We start from the raw sequence: 1,659 nt of genomic DNA, 5'->3' as shown, positions 1-1,659 counted from the left end.
GTAAAAAGCGTCCTTGGCCAAAGGGAGGCGCGGGTTGTAACGCTGCCAACACCCCGGGCCACGCGGCCCTGATTCGCCAGCGGCGCAGCGGCCAGCGTTACAACCCGCGCCTCCCTTTGGCCAAGGACGCTTTTTACCGGATGCTCGATGCCCTGCTGCCCCGGCCGGAAACGGCACCCTGGCCGGTCCTGCCGAGCGCCGCCCGGGTGCACCTGCTCTTGTTCGTGGAACGGGTGGAGGGCCTGCCCCCCGGCCTCTATCTGCTGCCCCGCAGCCCGGCTGGGGCCGAAGCCCTGCGGCGCGACATCGCCCCGGACGATGCCCGTTTCACCGGCCAGGCCGCCGTGGCCAGGCATGACCCGGATTGCCCGCCCCACCTGGGCCTGATCTGCCTCGCCCCCCTCGAACTGTCCGAGTTGCAGCGGCTGGCCCGGGCTCTCTCCTGCCATCAGGACATCGCCGCCACCGGGGCCTTCACCCTGGGTTTCCTGGCCCGGATGGAGGAGGCCCTGGCCCTGGGCGCCGACCATTACCGCCACCTGCTGCGCGAAGCCGGGCTGCTGGGGCAAATTCTTTATCTGGAGGCAGAAGCCGCCGGGGTGCGGGGCACCGGCATCGGCTGCTTTTTCGATACGGCGGTGACCCGGGTGCTGGGCATAGAAGAAAGCGGCTGGCAAAGCCTCTACCACTTCACCGTGGGCCATCTTGTGCCGGACAGCCGCATCGAAACCGGCCCGCCCTACCCGGACCGGAGCCCCTGAAACCCGGCCTGGCCCGCAATTTGCGTATTTGCGTATTTGCGTATTGCCTCGCCTTACCCTCCCCTTACCCTCGCCAGGAGCAAAGCCCATGACCCCCATCCCCGCCACCGTTCCGGACAAATTCGGCCAGCCCGTCGGCCCTGGCGATCAGGTCCGCATCCTCGGTATCAGTCCCGACCCGGACATGGACGAGGAAGACCTGGAGTTATTCCTGGAAATGGTGGGCTCCATCTGCGAAGTGGAACGGGTGGATGAGGCTGGCTACGCCTGGGTCACCCTCTGGTGGGCCACTTCGGAAGGCTCCATCACCACCACCACGGCCCTGAACACCCAGGAGATGCAGAAGGTGCCCCGCTACTGAAACCTGTCGGCTTGTCGACAAGCTGACAGGAAACCCGGCCCCCAACCCTGCCCAAACTCGGCCCAAACTCGGCCCAAATCAACCCCAGACGCGCTGGGCACCCACCGTCATGAGGCCGAGCCAGGTCAGGGTGAGGGAACCCCCAAGGTGCAGCAACATCAGGGCAAAGGCCCAGCCGGCTTGTCCGGCCAGCAGGCGTTCCACGGTTTCGGCGGAAAAGCTGGAAAAGGTGGTGAGCCCGCCCAGAAAGCCGGTGATGGCAAACAGCTTGAGCGCCGGAGAAATATCCGTGTGCAGGTGGAACAGCTGCGGATGAGTTCGATGACCTACCAAGCCGGAGGCCATCGGCCCGGTGCTGGTGATCGTGCAGCGCGTCATCGCCGGCTGGTTAGCCGATCAAGTCGGCGTCGACCACGCCAGCGCGCAATGCGGCGTGGTGACCCTGATCCAGCGCTTCGGCAGCGCGCTGAACCTGAATGTTCACTTCCACATGCTGTGGCTCGACGGCGTGTACGACGCGAACGTCGAGCCCCCGCG

Annotated in this window: 3 protein-coding genes and 1 pseudogene; 3 read left to right on the top strand and 1 reads right to left on the bottom strand. The window is 66.2% G+C overall.

The window, feature by feature from the left end; genetic code table 11:
* Nucleotides 1-761, top strand: a 761-nt coding sequence (locus DFO68_RS15350) for a nitroreductase family protein (protein ID WP_208107457.1), incomplete at its 5' end; no start/stop codon positions are given.
* 88 nt (nucleotides 762-849) lie between these two features.
* Entirely contained in the window at nucleotides 850-1,122 is a 273-nt protein-coding gene (locus DFO68_RS15345; protein WP_110070891.1) for a hypothetical protein, read from the top strand.
* Between the two features lie 78 nt (nucleotides 1,123-1,200).
* Here DFO68_RS15345 and DFO68_RS15340 read toward each other — a convergent pair whose 3' ends face one another.
* Complete coding sequence (locus tag DFO68_RS15340; RefSeq protein ID WP_208107456.1) at nucleotides 1,201-1,467, bottom strand: CrcB family protein; 267 nt, start codon at nucleotides 1,465-1,467, stop codon at nucleotides 1,201-1,203.
* On the opposite strand from DFO68_RS15340, the pseudogene DFO68_RS15335 reads away from it, so the two are divergent.
* Nucleotides 1,451-1,659: pseudogene (locus tag DFO68_RS15335) on the top strand (transposase); the annotation flags it as partial. The gene DFO68_RS15340 and the pseudogene DFO68_RS15335 overlap by 17 nt on opposite strands.

It is taken from the genome of Halomonas ventosae (assembly GCF_004361885.1).
GTDB lineage: Bacteria > Pseudomonadota > Gammaproteobacteria > Pseudomonadales > Halomonadaceae > Halomonas > Halomonas ventosae_C.
The sequence above is the reverse complement of the archived record's forward strand: the minus strand, read 5'-3'. Positions and strand labels throughout refer to the sequence as shown.

Excerpts from the sequence above, each read along its gene's own strand:
- DFO68_RS15345 (WP_110070891.1), top strand. The coding sequence starts at position 850 with ATGACCCCCATCCCCGCCACCGTTCCGGACAAATTCGGCCAGCCCGTC.
- DFO68_RS15340 (WP_208107456.1), bottom strand. The coding sequence starts at position 1,467 with ATGGCCTCCGGCTTGGTAGGTCATCGAACTCATCCGCAGCTGTTCCAC.